Genomic DNA, 14,431 nt, shown 5'->3' with positions numbered 1-14,431 from the left:
GGGAGGCAAGCAACAATTTGATGCCAATCTTTCTGGCGACAATCGAGCTTGCCTATCCGATGCATCCCTGTGCAACTGCGCTTGGGATAACAGGGGGGCAGGCGCGCGATGGCGGCACCATTCAACTATGGCCAGCTTAAATTTCTGAAGGCTTTTACCGAGGCGCTGTTTCATGGCGTCGACATGGCGATCACCCCCGATCAGGTGGTCGAAAATATCGAGAGCCTGTTTGCCAAGATTGGCGGCACCAAGCTGGATGAGATGCAATTTTCGCTGACCGCGACCGAATTGGTGCTGGGCCCTTGGTTCAGCGAGGCGAGCGTTGAAACCCGCGTCGAGCGGATCGAGGACCGGCTGCGCGACAGCCAGATCGACCTGTTTCAGGATATGGGGCGGCTGCGCGGGGTCATCTATGCCGGCTATTATGGCCATTGGCAGCCGGGCGGCGAGGCGGAAAATGCCGATAATCCGGTGCACCGCCAGATCGGCTTTGCCTTGCCCAAATACCGGGCGCGCGGGGACGGCGAGATGCCGATCACGCTCGTCGAGGGGCGCGAGATTGATCCAGCGCATATATTGGACGCCGCATCGCTGAAATCCGAATATGATGTCATCGTCATCGGGTCGGGCGCGGGCGGGGCGATTGCCGCGCATAATGTCGCCGCGCAAGGCTATAAGGTGCTGATCGTCGAGGCGGGTCCCTTTTACCCGTCGCAAGCGATCACCCATCATGAGCTCGACATGATCGCGCAGCTTTACAAGCATGGCGCGCTGCAAACCTCCACCAACCGCGATTTCGTCGTGTTTCAGGGGCGCTGCGTCGGCGGGTCGTCGACGATCAACAATGGCATTTGCCTGCGTGTCAACGATCCGGGGCGCACCCATCCCGATGCGCCCGATGTGCTCGCCAAATGGGCGCGCATCGGCGCGCCGGTCGATCCCGCGGCCTTTCATGCCGCCTATGATGCGGTGCAGGCGCGGCTGGGGATTGCGCCGGTCGAGCCGCGCAGCGGGCGGCATAATGGACCGCATCTGATGAAAGGCTGGGCCGCCTATGCCGCCGCATCGGATGAGCCGCGCGACCGGCGCGCGGTGACCGCCTGGTTCAGCAAGAATTTCGGCCCGCCGGGCACCGAGGCCGCCTGCGCCTATTGCGGATATTGCAATTCGGGCTGCGCCTATGGCCGCCGGGTCGGGGTCGCGCAAAGCTATTTGCCCGACGCCTGCCGCGAGCATGGCGCGCGCATTCTCCCCGAAACCAAGGCCGAGCGCATATTGTGGCAAGAGGCGCTGGATGGCCGGCGCGAGGCGGAGGGGGTGCGACTGCGCCTGCCCGGCGGCGCGCGCCTCGATGTGCGGGCGCGCATCGGCGTGGTGGTCGCCGCGGGCACCATCGCCTCGTCCAAGCTGCTGGCGCGCAGCGGCATAGCGGGGACGGGATATCAGGTGTCGCTGAATGTCGCTTCCCCCGTCGTCGCGCTGATGCCCGAAGGGGCGGGCGGCAACGCCTGGGACGAGGATCAGATGACCAGCTATGTCGATTGCGGCGACTTTCTGCTCGAAAGCCATTTCCAGCCGCCCATGTCGATGGCGACGCTGATGCCCGGATGGTTCGCCGACCATGCGGCGCGGATGAAAAATTACGGGCGGGTGCATTCGGCGGGCATTCTGTTTCCCGCCGACCGGCGCGGACGGATTGAGGATGGCAAGCTGAGTTTTCGGCTCGACGACCCTGTCGACCTGCCGGTACTGCGCCGCGCGATGGCGACGCTGACCAAGGTGCATTTCGCTGCCGGGGCGCTGGAATGCTACCCTGCGCTGGCGCGCGGACAGGTGGTTACCCCCGACATGGATGTGGACACGTTTTTCGAGCGCGCGATCCGCGAGGCCGATGATGTCACCCTGTCGAGCAGCCACCCGCATGGCGGCAATGCCATGCACGAAAACCCCCGCTATGGCATCGTCGATCCCGACTGCCGGGTGCATGGCACGACCAATGTGATGGTGACCGACGCGAGCGTCTTTCCAAGCTGCATTCGCGTCAACGCGCAATGGACGACGATGGCGATGGCGCAATATGCGACCGGGCGAGGGGATGTGTTTCGCTAGGGCCGGTCGGCCCGGAGCCACCATATCTCCCCGTCTCCGCGTGAAATCTCACCACCAACCAGCTGTCATTGCGAGCCCGGCGAAGCCGGGAGAGGCAATCTCCAGCCAGCGTCTTGGATGCACCGATAGCTGGGGATTGCTTCGTCACCCGGACGGGTCCGAGTTCCTCACAATGGCAGTTTAAGGGGCCTCCGCCATCTCTGCGCCTCTGCGCGAATCTTCTCATTGCTCGCGCATGCCGCTATGGGCCCCGTCATGAGCTTTACCGTCGCTGCCCTCTATCGCTTTGCGCCTTTTGACGATCCCGCTGCGCTGCGTGAGCCTTTGCTCAGCTTGTGCGAGGCGAAAGGGATCAAGGGGACGATCCTGCTCGCGCGCGAAGGGGTGAACGGCACCATCGCGGGGGACGCGGGCGGGATCGCCGCCGTGATCGAGCATATACGCGCGCTGCCCGGCTGTATCGATCTGGACGTCAAATATTCCGCCGCCGCCGCCATGCCCTTTCGCCGGATGAAGGTGCGGCTGAAGAAGGAAATCGTCACGATGAAAGTGCCGGGGGTGGACCCGGCGCGCGAGGTCGGCGCTTATGTTGCGCCCGCCGAATGGAATAATGTGATCGCCGATCCCGATACGGTGGTGATCGACACGCGCAATGATTTCGAGGTCGGCTATGGCAGCTTTGACGGCGCGGTGAATCCGCACACCAAGAGCTTTGGCGACTTTCCCGACTGGTGGCGCGCCCATGCCGATGAATTTACGGGAAAACGCATCGCCATGTTCTGCACCGGCGGAATACGCTGCGAAAAATCGACGGCTTTTCTGAAAAACGAGGGCGTTGCGGATGTCGTGCATCTGAAGGGCGGCATCCTCGCCTATCTGGAACAGGTACCCGAGGCCGAGAGCCGCTGGAAGGGCGCCTGTTTCGTGTTCGACGAGCGGGTAAGCGTTGGCCATGGGCTTGTCGAACTGGGCGAGAAAGAATGAGCGCGGCGGCCTGGGGACGTTGCCGTCCGGCATTCCTTTAAAGAAGGTGCGCGCAGAGGCGCAGAGAGCGCAGAGTTGTTCGGGTTCGCGCGGAGACGCGGACGGGCTCCTCGCAATGACGAAGGTGGCATGGGGAAACCCCGCATAACAAAAGGCCCGCGGGGCGCTGCCCACGGGCCTTTGTTGGGAAATGGGGCGCGGGTGAGCGCCCGGAGCGCGCTCAGGGCGCCAATATGGCCACCGTCAGATACAGCAGCAGCGGCAGGCCGAAGCCCAGCAGCGTGAGGGCGACGAAGGCGATGCGTGTCCACAAGACATCAAAGCCGAAATGATCCGCCAGCCCTGCACAGACGCCAAAAATCATTCCCTGCTGCCGATTCTTGCGAAAACCCTGTTTCATGTCTTTCCTTTCTGGTGTCGGCTGCGCCGACTTTTTCGGGGGGAGAGAGAGGCAGCGGCTCAGACGATGAGCGCGCCGACCTCTGCACCATTGGCGCCCGAGAGCGCGAAGAGCATGACCGCGCAATAGAGCGAGGCGAAGCTGGCAACGGCGTAGCTTTTGACGGCGGTGAAGTTGATGTTGGCCATGATTTTGTTCCTTTCGATCCTCCCGACCGGACTATCCGGCGGACGCCCAATACATTGCAGGAGGCGTGCCAATTTCATTCATCCGCAGTTAACGGCCATATTTCCCTCCCGCGGGCGAATGCGAGATGGAATTATTGCCGATAAATGGTGAGAAATACCGCAAGATGAATTTTGTTTCGATGTCTGGTCGGTGCCGAATGGCAAGCCGCTTTCCCTCCGCCGAAAAAAAGGTTTAGAGGCAGGCGGGCATGAGCCTGCTTCGCCTTTCACTGACCGATTTTCGCAATCACGCCGTGGCGGAGCTGATCGCCGCGCCGGGGCTGGTGGCGCTCTATGGCGACAATGGCGCGGGCAAGACCAATATTTTGGAGGCGATTTCGCTGCTTGCGCCGGGACGCGGGCTGCGCCGGGCGCCGCTGTCCGAGATGGTGCGCGACGGCGCGGGCGGCGGCTTTGCGATTTTCGCCGAGGTAGAGGCGGGGGCGGACCTGCCGCCTGTGGCGCTGGGCACGGGGGTTGAGGCGGCGCAGCCGGGGCGGCGGCTGGTGCGGATCAACAGCGCGGGCGCGGCGGCGAGCGCGCTGGGCGAATGGATCGCCGTGCTGTGGCTAACCCCGGCGATGGACCGCCTGTTCGTCGATACGGCGGGCAATCGGCGGCGCTTTCTTGACCGGCTGGTGCTCGCGCTCGACCCACGCCACGCCCAGCATGGCAATCGCTATGAAGCCGCGATGCGCGCGCGCGGCAAGCTGCTCGCCGACCTTCCCGCCGCCGATCCGCAATGGCTCGCGAGCCTGGAGGCGCAAATGGCCGAGCATGGCGCGGCGATGGATGCGGCGCGGCAAAAAACGCTGGCGGCGCTATCGGCTGAACTGGCCGAGCAGCCCGACGCCCCCTTTGCCCGGCCCCGGCTGGCGCTGGTCGATAGCGACGGAGCGGTGCGGGCGACGCCGTGGGAGGCGGAAGCCTTGCGCGCCCTTTATGCCGAGCGGAGGCGGATCGACGCGGCGGCTGGGCGCGCGACGGCGGGGCCGCACCGCGATGATCTGCTCGCCGAACATGCGCTGAGCGGGCGCGCGGCGGCGCGCTGCTCGACCGGCGAGCAAAAGGCGATGCTGCTATCGCTGATCCTCGCGCACAGCGACTGCGTGGCGCGCGCGCGGGGGAGCCGGCCCGTGCTCCTGCTCGACGAGGTCGCCGCGCATCTCGACCCGTCCCGCCGTGCGGCGCTCTATGAACGAATAGCCGCGCAGGGCGGGCAGGCGTGGCTGACCGGAACCGAAGCCGCGCTGTTCGCCGATATGCCGGGCACCGTGACGCGCTTTCGCATTGCGGGCGGGCGGATCGCGGCGGGCTAGGGGCGGGCGGCATCGCTTGTCAAAGCCGGGGCCTCCCCCTATCGCTTTGTCTTCCTGCTTCCGTCGGCTCGCGCGGCGAGCGCCGCTGTTAAAGATTATTGCGCTGGCCTCTCCTTTCCCTTCCCTTCTGTCCGGCATGGCGTCCCGCGACCAGCTTTTGAGCATCGGCGCTGGGCGGCGGGTGCTGGCGATGCTGCTCGCCTTTGTTGTCGCCTTGCTGCTCTTGCTGCTGATGCTGGGCTTTGGGCCGCAGATTGGGCCTCGGGTGAAGGATGATTATATCAGCGTCGTCAGTCTGGAGGCGGACGGGACAAGCGCGGAGGCGCCCGCTCCCGCCCCATCCGCTGCGGCAGAAAATGCCGAGCCCGCCGCGCCATCGCCGCAGCAGGCGGAGGCCGTGGTCCGGCCGCCGCGTGCGCCTGCGCCGCCCATTTTGTTGCCCGCGCCCGCAAGCGTCACCGCTCCGGCGATTCCCGCGCCCGGACCGGAAGCGCCCGCCAGGCCGCGTATCGGGGTGCGGATATCGGAAGGGGCGGCTTATGGCCCGGCCAATGTGGGCGGCGGCAGCGCTTCGGGCGATAGCGAGCGGGTGGGGACGGCGCCCAATGGCGAGCCGCTTTATGCCGCCGCCTGGTATCGCGAGCCGAGCGATGCCGAATTGCGCGGCTATCTGGCGACCGCCAGCGGACCGGGCTGGGCGCTGATCGCGTGCCGCACCGTGCCCGATTACCGGGTCGAGGACTGCGTCGGGCTCGATGAGCATCCCGCCGGATCGCAGATCATGCGCGCGGTGCTGGCGGCGGCGTGGCAATTCCGGGTGCGCCCGCCGCGCATCGGCGGGCGGGTGCAGGTGGGAAGCTGGGTCCGCATCCGCATCGATTATGGCGTCCGGCGGCGCTGAATCGGCGCGCGATTCGACGCAGGCTTACAGAATCTCGCGCACCACATCCTGCGGACGGCAGAAACGCACGCCCTTGTCGGTTTCGACAAAGGGGCGGTTCACATAGGCGGGGTTGGCCGCCATCGCATCGAGGATCGCGTCTTCGCTGGCATCGGGCAGCCCCTGTTCGGCGGCGTCGGTGCCGCGCAGGCGCAGCGCCTCCCTGGCCGTGACCCCGGCATCGCGGAAAAGCTGGACCAGCTTGGCCCGCGCATAAGGGTTTTTGAGATATTCGACGATGGTGACATCGACCCCCGGCGTTTCCTGAAGGATGGCGAGGGTCTTGCGCGAGGTGCCGCAGGCGGGATTGTGCCAGATGGTTGCTTTCATGGCGCATCCCTATCCAACGCGCGGCGGATGGGCAAGCGGGGGCGGCGGCAGCGTCCCCGGTAAGCCGCTGTTCACGGCAAATATGCCACATCTTCCCGCAGCCGGTCCGCCAACATGCTTGTCTTTGGCGGCGAAAGCGCGGCTAAGGAAGGTGGGAGGGTTGCGGATAGCGCCGCTTTGAAGGCGCCGGTCCGCGCGATATGGGGTTAGGATGAACGAAATAAACCGCAGACGGCTGTTAGGGGCGCTCGCCAGCGCCGGCGCCTTGGGCGCGCTGCCGCTCGGCGTGCGGCGGGCGGCGGCGATGGTGCCCGGCTTGTCCCCGGCCCCGGCGGTCGATTATCTCGCCGTCGCGCGGCAGCAGCTTGCGCTGCAATCGCGGCATATCCCCCTGACCGACCGGGTAGGGATTGTTGATTTCGGCCTGCCTTCCTCGCGCCCGCGCTTTGCGCTCGTCGACATGATCGCCGGGACAATCGACATGTTCCCGGTCACCCATGGCCGGGGATCGGACCCGCAGCATGATGGCTGGCTCAAAAGCTTTTCAAACAAGGTGGGAAGCCTTGCGACCTCGCGCGGCGCCTATCGCACCAGCGATTATTATTGGGGCGCCAATGGTTCGTCGATGCGGCTCGCGGGGCTGGAGGCCGACAACAGCAACGCGGATATTCGCGCCATCGTCGTCCATGGTGCCTGGTATGCCGAACCCTCGCTGATCGAGACGCAAGGCAAGCTGGGGCGCAGCGAGGGCTGTTTCGTCTTTGGTGAGGAACTACTGCCGCGCATCCTCTATCAATTGGGACCGGGGCGGCTGCTGTTCGCTGACAAGATCAGCGTGATGCCGCATGTGCCGCTGACGCCCGACCCACCGACGCAATGGGTCTCGGGCAGCGAGCATCGGGTGCGGACGGCGGCGGAGACGGGGGTTATTCCGACGACGGCGGATTAGGCACTGCCGAAATCAAAACAGGGGTATTGGGAGTGTGCTCCCGCGAAGGCGGGATCCATCTTCGGTCAGCGAACCTGCCGGAGGGGGATACCCCGCTTTCGCGGGGATATAATGGTTGCAAGGGCCCTGAACACGCCCCTTGGACCCCGTTAGTAAATCCCGCTGGTTTCCGCCGTGGTGACCGGGGACGTCGTCGGCACGACAGGCGGCGCCTGATCGGCGATGACGATCGCGGCGGGGCGGCCCGGCTTGTCAAAGCTGGCGACGACGGGGGCGTCGCGGCCATAAAGGTCGCCGAATTTCTTTACCCCGCCCTTGCCGTCGGGAACCGCGGTCCAATAAGCGACATAGACGGGAAAGGGATTGTCGAAGCCGAAGCGCGTCGTTTTGCCGCTGGCAATTGCTTCGCCAAATTCCTCGGGGCTTTTGCCTGCAAACATCACCGCCATCAGGCCGGAGAAATGCAGCGCGCGTTCGGTGCGGATGCAGCCATGGCTGAAAGCGCGTTTCTCAGCGTTGAAGGCATTTTTCGACGGCGTGTCGTGGAGGTAGATGGCATGCTCGTTGAGCATTTCCATCTTCATCACCCCGAGCGCATTGTTCGGCCCCGGCTTTTGAACGACCGACAGATTTTTCCCGCTGCCCGTCCAGGTATAGCCCTGTGCGCGGGCGCGGGCGGGGTTGGTCGCGATGGTATGGCCAATGCCTTCGTTGATGATGCTGCGCGGCAGCGTCCAATTGGGATTGACGATGATGCCCGTCGCCATCGGGTTGAGCTGCGGCGTCGGGGTCGAGGCCTTGCCCACCACCGCCTTGTGGCTGGCGATAACCGTGCCGCCATGAACCACGCGGGTCATATATTCGGGCACATTGCTGACGACATAGCGCTCGCCAAGCTCGCGCGGCATCCAGCGCCAGCGCTCCATATTGACGCGGATGGCGTTGGCGTCCGCGGGGGTCTTGGCAGCTTTCAACGCTTTCCTGAGCGCCGCGAAATCGGGATGCCCGGGATTGAAGGCGGCGAGCGTTTCCGCGACCCGTCCCTCGGTCAGCGCGGCGCGCAGCAGGGGGAGTATCGGAAGCTGCTCGGCATCCTTGTCGGTCATGAACCATTGTTTGCGCGCGGCATTGGGCGTGCGCCCGTCGCGCAAATGGGTGGCGAGAAGCAGGAAACTGTCGGTTGCAGTGCGGTCGAGCCGAAGCTGGTCGCCCGACAAAATGGCGGCGGCGAGGCCGTCGGGATTATAATCCTTTGCGAACAATCCCTCGGCGCCGATATTCTCGATCGCGCGCAGAAGGACGGTTGCATTCTCCTCGCTCCAGCTCGGCAACTGGGCTTCGGCGGCGCTTTCGACTTCGGGCGCGTCGTCGGTCACCTTGTCGGGCTGGATGATGACCGAATCTTCCTTGACGTCGCTGGTTTGCGCGGTGGCGGAAAAGCTGAACGCGGCGAGCGGAAGGACCAGCGCGGCGGGCGCGAAGCGGAAGGGTAAAGTCGACATATTCGGGTCATAACCCAGTTTGCAAGGACAGGGAAGAACGGGCGCCCCTTCCTGAAAAGGAGCGCCCGTTAAAAGGCGGGAGCTGTCCGACGCTTAAAGCCGATTCTGGTTGAACCGTGGCTTAATCATCCTGCTCCGCGAGCCATTGCTCGAGCCATTTGATCGTATAATTGCCGTCGAGCACATCGGGCTGGGTCAGCAGCGCCTGATGCAGCGGAATATTGGTCTTGATCCCGCTGATCACCATTTCTTCAAGCGCCCGGCGCATCCGCATCATGCAGCTTTCGCGCGTGCGGCCATAGACGATCAGCTTGCCGATCATGCTGTCATAATAGGGCGGGATCGAATAGCCGGCGTAAAGGCCGCTATCGACGCGCACATGCATGCCGCCCGCCGGATGATAGGCGGTGATCTTGCCGGGCGAGGGCATGAAGCTGCGCGGATCTTCGGCATTGATGCGGCACTCGATCGAGTGACCGCGAAACTCGATATCTTCCTGCGCCACCGACAAATCGCGCCCGTCGGCAATGCGAATCTGTTCGCGCACCAGGTCAAAGCCGGTGATCATTTCGGTCACCGGATGTTCGACCTGGATGCGGGTGTTCATTTCGATGAAGAAAAATTCGCCATTTTCCCACAGAAATTCGATGGTGCCCGCCCCGCGATAGCCCATCTTCGCCATGGCATCGGCGCACACCTGCCCCATGCGCGCGCGTTCTTCGGCCGAGATGACGGGCGAGGGTGCTTCTTCGAGCACTTTCTGGTGGCGGCGCTGGAGCGAGCAGTCGCGTTCGCCGAGGTGAATGGCATTGCCCTTGCCGTCGCCGAACACCTGAAATTCGATGTGGCGCGGGTTGCCGAGATATTTTTCCATGTAAACGGTGGGGTCGCCGAAGGCCGCCGCCGCCTCGCTCGATGCCTGGCTCATCAGGCTTTCGAGGCTGTCGGCGTCGGGCACCACTTTCATGCCCCGGCCGCCGCCGCCTGATGCCGCCTTGACCAGCACCGGATAACCGATTTCCTCGGCCAGCTTTTTCGTCTCTTCGCTGAAGGTCACGGCGCCGGGCGAGCCGGGGACAACCGGCAGGCCGAGTTCGACGGCGGTGCGCTTGGCCTCCACCTTGTCGCCCATGGTGCGGATATGTTCAGGCTTGGGCCCGACGAAGATCATGTCATGCGCTTCGATAATCTCGGCAAAGCGCGCATTTTCGGACAGGAAGCCATAGCCCGGGTGAATGGCATCGGCGCCCGTCACCTCTGCCGCCGCGATGATCGCGGGGATGTTGAGATAGCTGTCCTTCGCTGCGGGCGGGCCGATGCACACGGCCTGATCGGCCAGGCGGACGTGCATCGCCTCGGTATCGGCGGTCGAATGGACCGCGACCGTCTTGATACCCATTTCATGGGCGGCGCGGTGGATTCGCAGCGCAATCTCGCCGCGATTGGCGATCAGCAGTTTTTCGATAGCCATAGGGGCGCGGCCTCAGTCGATGCTGAACAGCGGCTGGTCAAATTCGACCGGCTGGCTGTTTTCGACATGAATGGCCTTGAGCGTGCCAGATTTGGGTGCGGTGATCGGGTTCATCACCTTCATCGCCTCGATGATCAGGATGGTCTCGCCTTCCTTTACCGCATTGCCGGGCGTCACGAAATTGGGCGCGCCGGGTTCGGGCGCCAGATAGACGGTGCCGACCATCGGCGATTTGATCGCATCGGCAAGTCCGGCATCGGCGGCGGGCGCGGTGGGAGCGGTTCCGCCAGCCGCGGCCGCGGCAGGAGCGGCGGGTGCTGCTGCCGCCGCAGGCGGAGCAAAGGCGACGGGCGCGGCGGCGGTCAGCGTGCGCGCGACGCGGATCTTGCGCTCGCCATCCTCGACCTCGATTTCCGAAAGCTGCGTGTCGTCCAGCAGTTCCGCGAGCGCGCGGACAAAGGCCGGATCGATGTTGATGCCATGCTCTTTATGGTCACCCATGAATATTATCCTGTTGTTATGCCGCCGCCTGTGGGCGGTCTGACCCCGGTTTTGATGGCGCCCTATTGTCAGAGTCGCGCGGCGGCGTCCAGCGCCAGCATATAGCTTTCCGCGCCATGCCCCGCGAAATGATCGGTCGCCGCCATGCCTATATAGCTGATATGGCGAAAGGATTCGCGTTTCATCGGGTCCGACAGATGAACCTCGATGACGGGAACCCGGATCGACTTGATCGCATCATGCAGCGCAATCGACGTATGCGTATAGCCCCCGGCGTTGAGCAGAACGGCCTTTGCCCCCGCAAAATGCGCCTCGTGCAGCCAGTCGATCAGCGCGCCTTCATGATTCGACTGGCGGCAGTCGATCTCGACCCCCAGTTCGCCCGCGCGCGCGGCGAGGCGGGCGTGAATATCGTCGAGCGTGTCATGGCCGTAAATGTCCGGCTCGCGGGTGCCGAGCAGGTTCAAATTGGGGCCGGAGAGAATGAAGACGGTCGGAGAGCGCGACAAAGGCGGCCTTTCGGTTGCGACGATGATCCTCTCCCCTATATGGGCTGAACATCAAAAGGCAAAGCAGAGCGAGGACAGGCAGGCGATCCGATGATTTCGATCATTCTCAATGGCGAAGCGCGGCAGGTGCGCGAAGGCAGCGTTGCCGATCTGGTCGCCTCGCTGGGGCTGGACGTCAAAAAGGTCGCGGTTGAACGCAATCGGGAGATTGTACCGCGCTCGACGCTGGCCGATGTGGCGCTTGCCGAGGGCGATGCGCTGGAAATCGTTCATTTCGTAGGAGGCGGTTGTTGACCGACCAATGGAGCGTTGCCGGGCGGAGCTTTTCCTCGCGCCTGATCGTGGGCACGGGGAAATACAAGGATTTTGAACAAAATGCCGCCGCGGTCGAGGCGTCGGGGGCGGAAATCGTCACCGTCGCGGTGCGGCGCGTCAATGTGTCGGACCCGACGGCGCCGATGCTGACCGATTATATCGACCCAAAAAAGATCACCTATCTGCCCAATACGGCGGGCTGCTTTAACGCCGATGATGCGATCCGCACGCTGCGCCTCGCGCGCGAGGCCGGGGGCTGGGACCTTGTGAAGCTGGAAGTGCTGGGGGAGGCGAAGACGCTTTACCCCAATATGCGCGAAACGCTGGAGGCGACCGAGGTGCTGGCCAAGGAAGGCTTTTTGCCGATGGTCTATTGCGTCGATGATCCGATTGCGGCGAAACAGCTGGAGGATGCGGGCGCGGTCGCGATCATGCCTTTGGGCGCGCCGATAGGCTCGGGCCTCGGTATCCAGAACCGCGTGACCATCCGCCTGATCGTCGAGGGTGCCTCGGTGCCGGTGCTCGTCGATGCGGGCGTCGGCACGGCGAGCGATGCGGCGGTCGCCATGGAATTGGGCTGTGATGGCGTGCTGATGAACACCGCCATTGCCGAAGCCAAGGATCCCATTCGCATGGCGCGCGCGATGAAGGCGGCGGTCGAGGCCGGGCGCGACGCCTATCTGGCGGGCCGCATGGGACAGCGGCGCTATGCCGACCCGTCGAGCCCGCTCGCCGGGCTGATCTGAGTCATGCGCCGCGCTTTTCATGGGGGTGTTGCCGCGGCGCTCCTGCTTTTTCCCGTTGCTTCGTTCGCGCAGCAATCTTTCGACAGCCATGTCCATCTGTGGAACGGCGCTGAATCGGTTGCGGACTATGAGGCGCAGCTTGCCCGCGACGGACAGGAGGTCAGCGGCTTCGGCGCCATGTGGTTCGGCGGCCCCAATCAGGCGCTGGCGGGCGACCCGGAAGCAATCCGGCGCGGCAATGACGGGCTGATCGCGCTCGCCAGGGCCCATCCCGCTATCGTTCCGATTGCGACGGTGCACCCCTATGATGGCGATGCCGCCCTTGCGGAGCTGGAGCGGGTGGCGGGGCTGGGCGTCCGCGTGCTGAAAATTCATCCGCACACCCAGAAATTTGACCCCGCCGACCCGCGCGTGCTCGCGCTGGTACGAAAGGCCGGGGCGCTGAAGCTGGTGGTGGTGATGGACAATGCCCATATCGTCCCCGGCGGCGACAGCGAGAAATTATTCAACCTCGCGCTGCAGGCGCCCCAGACCAAATTTGTCTTTGCCCATATGGGCGGAACGAATTTCCGCTTCTGGAACATATTAAAAATGGCGCGCACCGCCGAAGGATTGTTCGGCAATAATATCTATTTCGACATTTCGGCCATCGTCACGCTTGTCGCCGATTCCCCGCTCGCGGAGGAATTTGTCTGGACGATCCGCAATGTCGGGATCGACCATGTGCTGCTGGGGTCCGATTATCCGCAGTTCAGCCTGGCGCAAACGGTCGAGGCGCTGGACAAGCTGGGCCTGACGGCCGAGGAGCGGGCGAAGATCCTGTCCGAAAATGGCCGACGGCTTTTTATGTCCGATCAGTGAGCGGCGCGAGGGCTCTCTTTTTTTTCTACCCTTTTTCCTTTAACCGCGTTTACCCCACGCTTGAGCGGGTGCGGCGATTGACGGCAGCCAGCCCAGTCCACATGGCCCGCGCGGGGGTTTGAATGGCCCCTCATGGGGCGGACAGACCCTTGTGTTCAGGACCAGCAGGGCACCGCTTTTTATGAAATTGTTCCATTGGCTTGCGGCGAGCGGCCAAGATATCGCCATCGACCTCGGCACCGTCAACACCGTCATCTATGTTCGTGGCAGGGGCATTGTGCTCAACGAACCGTCGGTGATCGCGCTCGAAACGCGCGACGGAAGGCGGCATGTCAAGGTGGTCGGCAATGAAGCCAAGCCGATGATGGGGAAGACCCCCGCCAATATCGAAGCGATCCGTCCGTTGCGCGACGGGGTCATCGCCGACATCGACATTGCCGAACAGATGATCAAGCATTTCATCGACAAGGCGCTGGGCGGGCCAAGCCGCCTGCGCCGCCGCAGCCATGTCGTCATCTGCGTGCCGTCAGGCTCCACCCCGGTCGAGCGCCGCGCGCTGCGCGATGCCGCGACCAATGCCGGGGCGGTGAGCGTGCGCCTGCTCGAAGAGCCGCTGGCGGCGGCCATTGGCGCGTGCCTGCCCGTCACCGAACCGCGCGGCGCGATGGTCGTCGATATCGGCGGCGGCACGACCGAGGTTGCGATATTGTCGCTGGGCGGCATCGCCTATAGCGCATCCGCGCGGGTGGGGGGCGACAAGCTCGACGAAATGATCGCTGCCCATGTCCGCCGCAAGCATAATATGATGATCGGCGAAATGACCGCCGAGCGCATCAAGCTGACCATCGGCAGTGCGGTGGCGCCCGAAGGACGCGGACAGGCGATGCTGATCAAGGGGCGCGACCTGGTGAACGGGCGGCCGTCGGAGATCGAGATTTTCGAATCCGAAATGGCCGAGGCGCTGGCCGAGCCGGTGGGACAGATCATCGGCGCGGTGCGCGATGCGCTGGAACGCACCGCTCCCGAATTGTCCGCTGACATCATCGACGAAGGCATTACGCTGACCGGCGGCGGCGCGCTGCTTCGGTATCTCGATCAGGCAATTTCGGAGGCAACGGGGCTTCCCGTGCGCGTCGCCGACGAGGCGCTGATCTGTGTCGCCATGGGCGCGGGGAAGGCCTTTGAGGACCAAAGCTATCACGGCATTTTGATGGCCGCCTGATTGCGGGCCATCAACGCTTCACCGTCTTTGCGCGCGCGGAGCGGAA

16 protein-coding genes are annotated in these 14,431 nt (G+C 64.1%); 9 read left to right on the top strand and 7 right to left on the bottom strand.

All coding sequences use genetic code 11. The features are described 5' to 3' along the window. Positions 1-108 precede the first annotated feature (108 nt). Both JV18_RS0104735 and trhO read left to right on the top strand, forming a co-directional pair. Positions 109-2,109 (top strand): FAD-dependent oxidoreductase, encoded by a 2,001-nt coding sequence (locus JV18_RS0104735; protein ID WP_033073613.1) that lies wholly within the window; start codon positions 109-111, stop codon positions 2,107-2,109. 255 nt (positions 2,110-2,364) lie between these two features. Further along, the gene (trhO, locus tag JV18_RS0104730; RefSeq protein WP_081944818.1) at positions 2,365-3,093 is read left to right on the top strand and encodes an oxygen-dependent tRNA uridine(34) hydroxylase TrhO; all 729 of its coding nucleotides are present in this window, start codon (positions 2,365-2,367) and stop codon (positions 3,091-3,093) included. 220 nt (positions 3,094-3,313) lie between these two features. On the opposite strand, the gene JV18_RS0104725 is transcribed toward trhO, so the two are convergent. Together JV18_RS0104725 and JV18_RS15705 are read right to left on the bottom strand one after the other, a co-directional pair. Further along, positions 3,314-3,493, bottom strand: coding sequence for a PspC domain-containing protein (locus tag JV18_RS0104725; RefSeq protein ID WP_033073612.1), 180 nt, complete (start codon positions 3,491-3,493; stop codon positions 3,314-3,316). A gap of 59 nt (positions 3,494-3,552) precedes the next feature. Beyond that, the gene (locus JV18_RS15705; protein ID WP_268746261.1) at positions 3,553-3,681 is read right to left on the bottom strand and encodes a hypothetical protein; all 129 of its coding nucleotides are present in this window, start codon (positions 3,679-3,681) and stop codon (positions 3,553-3,555) included. Between the two features lie 248 nt (positions 3,682-3,929). On the opposite strand from JV18_RS15705, the gene recF reads away from it, so the two are divergent. Beyond that, positions 3,930-5,039 carry a DNA replication/repair protein RecF gene (recF, locus tag JV18_RS0104720; RefSeq protein WP_033073611.1) on the top strand — a complete coding sequence of 370 codons (1,110 nt, stop codon included), beginning with the start codon at positions 3,930-3,932 and terminating at the stop codon, positions 5,037-5,039. A 136-nt stretch (positions 5,040-5,175) separates the two neighbouring features. Then, complete coding sequence (locus JV18_RS0104715; RefSeq protein ID WP_052071739.1) at positions 5,176-5,940, top strand: hypothetical protein; 765 nt, start codon at positions 5,176-5,178, stop codon at positions 5,938-5,940. A 24-nt stretch (positions 5,941-5,964) separates the two neighbouring features. On the opposite strand, the gene arsC is transcribed toward JV18_RS0104715, so the two are convergent. After that, entirely contained in the window at positions 5,965-6,309 is a 345-nt protein-coding gene (arsC, locus tag JV18_RS0104710; RefSeq protein WP_033073610.1) for an arsenate reductase (glutaredoxin), read from the bottom strand. Between the two features lie 211 nt (positions 6,310-6,520). On the opposite strand from arsC, the gene JV18_RS0104705 reads away from it, so the two are divergent. After that, positions 6,521-7,258: a murein L,D-transpeptidase catalytic domain family protein gene (locus JV18_RS0104705; protein WP_033073609.1), complete on the top strand. Its 738-nt coding sequence runs from the start codon at positions 6,521-6,523 to the stop codon at positions 7,256-7,258. A gap of 149 nt (positions 7,259-7,407) precedes the next feature. Here the strand turns inward: JV18_RS0104705 and JV18_RS0104700 are convergent, their stop codons facing one another. The 4 genes from JV18_RS0104700 to JV18_RS0104685 all read right to left on the bottom strand — a co-directional run bounded on the left by JV18_RS0104700 (position 7,408) and on the right by JV18_RS0104685 (position 11,241). Further along, positions 7,408-8,760 carry a L,D-transpeptidase family protein gene (locus tag JV18_RS0104700; protein ID WP_235302876.1) on the bottom strand — a complete coding sequence of 451 codons (1,353 nt, stop codon included), beginning with the start codon at positions 8,758-8,760 and terminating at the stop codon, positions 7,408-7,410. 121 nt (positions 8,761-8,881) lie between these two features. Next, the gene (gene accC, locus JV18_RS0104695; RefSeq protein ID WP_033073608.1) at positions 8,882-10,231 is read right to left on the bottom strand and encodes an acetyl-CoA carboxylase biotin carboxylase subunit; all 1,350 of its coding nucleotides are present in this window, start codon (positions 10,229-10,231) and stop codon (positions 8,882-8,884) included. Positions 10,232-10,243: 12 nt separating this feature from the next. Beyond that, the gene (gene accB / locus JV18_RS0104690; RefSeq protein ID WP_033073607.1) at positions 10,244-10,732 is read right to left on the bottom strand and encodes an acetyl-CoA carboxylase biotin carboxyl carrier protein; all 489 of its coding nucleotides are present in this window, start codon (positions 10,730-10,732) and stop codon (positions 10,244-10,246) included. Positions 10,733-10,800: 68 nt separating this feature from the next. Then, positions 10,801-11,241 (bottom strand): type II 3-dehydroquinate dehydratase, encoded by a 441-nt coding sequence (locus JV18_RS0104685; protein ID WP_033073606.1) that lies wholly within the window; start codon positions 11,239-11,241, stop codon positions 10,801-10,803. A gap of 90 nt (positions 11,242-11,331) precedes the next feature. Here JV18_RS0104685 and thiS point away from each other — a divergent pair, with 90 nt between their 5' ends. The 4 genes from thiS to JV18_RS0104665 all read left to right on the top strand — a co-directional run bounded on the left by thiS (position 11,332) and on the right by JV18_RS0104665 (position 14,385). Continuing rightward, entirely contained in the window at positions 11,332-11,535 is a 204-nt protein-coding gene (gene thiS / locus JV18_RS0104680; RefSeq protein ID WP_033073605.1) for a sulfur carrier protein ThiS, read from the top strand. Continuing rightward, entirely contained in the window at positions 11,532-12,302 is a 771-nt protein-coding gene (locus tag JV18_RS0104675) for a bifunctional sulfur carrier protein/thiazole synthase protein (protein WP_052071738.1), read from the top strand. The genes thiS and JV18_RS0104675 overlap by 4 nt, the downstream gene beginning before the upstream one ends. A gap of 3 nt (positions 12,303-12,305) precedes the next feature. Continuing rightward, positions 12,306-13,163, top strand: coding sequence for an amidohydrolase family protein (locus JV18_RS0104670; RefSeq protein WP_081944679.1), 858 nt, complete (start codon positions 12,306-12,308; stop codon positions 13,161-13,163). Positions 13,164-13,344: 181 nt separating this feature from the next. After that, complete coding sequence (locus JV18_RS0104665; RefSeq protein ID WP_033073603.1) at positions 13,345-14,385, top strand: rod shape-determining protein; 1,041 nt, start codon at positions 13,345-13,347, stop codon at positions 14,383-14,385. Positions 14,386-14,431 lie beyond the last annotated feature (46 nt).

Origin of the sequence: Sphingopyxis sp. MWB1 (assembly GCF_000763945.1) — a bacterium.
Lineage (GTDB): Bacteria > Pseudomonadota > Alphaproteobacteria > Sphingomonadales > Sphingomonadaceae > Sphingopyxis.
The sequence above is the reverse complement of the archived record's forward strand: the minus strand, read 5'-3'. Positions and strand labels throughout refer to the sequence as shown.

What these genes read in the sequence shown, in the direction of transcription:
- JV18_RS0104735 (WP_033073613.1), top strand. Translation starts at nt 109, where the DNA reads ATGGCGGCACCATTCAACTATGGCCAGCTTAAATTTCTGAAGGCTTTT.
- trhO (WP_081944818.1), top strand. Translation starts at nt 2,365, where the DNA reads ATGAGCTTTACCGTCGCTGCCCTCTATCGCTTTGCGCCTTTTGACGAT.
- JV18_RS0104725 (WP_033073612.1), bottom strand. Translation starts at nt 3,493, where the DNA reads ATGAAACAGGGTTTTCGCAAGAATCGGCAGCAGGGAATGATTTTTGGC.
- JV18_RS15705 (WP_268746261.1), bottom strand. Translation starts at nt 3,681, where the DNA reads ATGGCCAACATCAACTTCACCGCCGTCAAAAGCTACGCCGTTGCCAGC.
- recF (WP_033073611.1), top strand. Translation starts at nt 3,930, where the DNA reads ATGAGCCTGCTTCGCCTTTCACTGACCGATTTTCGCAATCACGCCGTG.
- JV18_RS0104715 (WP_052071739.1), top strand. Translation starts at nt 5,176, where the DNA reads ATGGCGTCCCGCGACCAGCTTTTGAGCATCGGCGCTGGGCGGCGGGTG.
- arsC (WP_033073610.1), bottom strand. Translation starts at nt 6,309, where the DNA reads ATGAAAGCAACCATCTGGCACAATCCCGCCTGCGGCACCTCGCGCAAG.
- JV18_RS0104705 (WP_033073609.1), top strand. Translation starts at nt 6,521, where the DNA reads ATGAACGAAATAAACCGCAGACGGCTGTTAGGGGCGCTCGCCAGCGCC.
- JV18_RS0104700 (WP_235302876.1), bottom strand. Translation starts at nt 8,760, where the DNA reads ATGTCGACTTTACCCTTCCGCTTCGCGCCCGCCGCGCTGGTCCTTCCG.
- accC (WP_033073608.1), bottom strand. Translation starts at nt 10,231, where the DNA reads ATGGCTATCGAAAAACTGCTGATCGCCAATCGCGGCGAGATTGCGCTG.
- accB (WP_033073607.1), bottom strand. Translation starts at nt 10,732, where the DNA reads ATGGGTGACCATAAAGAGCATGGCATCAACATCGATCCGGCCTTTGTC.
- thiS (WP_033073605.1), top strand. Translation starts at nt 11,332, where the DNA reads ATGATTTCGATCATTCTCAATGGCGAAGCGCGGCAGGTGCGCGAAGGC.
- JV18_RS0104670 (WP_081944679.1), top strand. Translation starts at nt 12,306, where the DNA reads ATGCGCCGCGCTTTTCATGGGGGTGTTGCCGCGGCGCTCCTGCTTTTT.
- JV18_RS0104665 (WP_033073603.1), top strand. Translation starts at nt 13,345, where the DNA reads ATGAAATTGTTCCATTGGCTTGCGGCGAGCGGCCAAGATATCGCCATC.